General features: G+C 29.4%; 1 protein-coding gene. It reads right to left on the reverse strand.

Annotated elements, in window-relative coordinates; translation table 11 throughout:
* On the reverse strand, positions 1-613 hold a 613-nt coding region (locus tag Q0874_RS17350; protein WP_299164816.1), incomplete at both ends, for a hypothetical protein.

Raw genomic sequence — 613 nt, forward strand, 5'->3', positions numbered from 1 at the left:
ATTTTAGTTCATTATTTAAAGATTCTAAAAGTACTTCTATTTCTTGTTCACAGTTAAACATTGATCTTTTAACTGATAAGCTTAAGAAGTATATCTCACGGCAATCTTTCTTCAATGCATCATAATTTTCTCGAGATTCATCTTCTCGTAAAGCCGGCCAATTGTTCATAATAACCCTATGTGAAATATTACCGAAGAAATTCCTATTTATGCCTGCTATATATTGGTTTTCTAAACTAGCATCTAAGTCTTTATATTCCCAATACGCCCTATCATATAATGCCATTATTTGCATCTGTAACGCATCGGATTGTATCAAATCTATCTGATTGTTTTGCATGATCTTGTTATAAATAGAAATATTCGGGACAAATGATTTACTGGTTTGTCCTACTCTAATTATAAGATCTCTGATTTCGCTAAAAGGATATTTAGATGAGATACTTTCAAAAGAGTTGTTAGTAATGAATATTCTTTGAGCACTAATAGCACTATCTAATATTACAGATTTATCTCTTACATCAATTAAATCATTATTCAGACTTCTAATTAAGGTTTTATATAGGTTTTTCTCTTCAATCCTGTCTTTTCTGTAGTCATTCCAATTATTAAT

The sequence above is a fragment of the uncultured Eudoraea sp. genome, from assembly GCF_947490415.1.
Classification (GTDB): domain Bacteria; phylum Bacteroidota; class Bacteroidia; order Flavobacteriales; family Flavobacteriaceae; genus Eudoraea.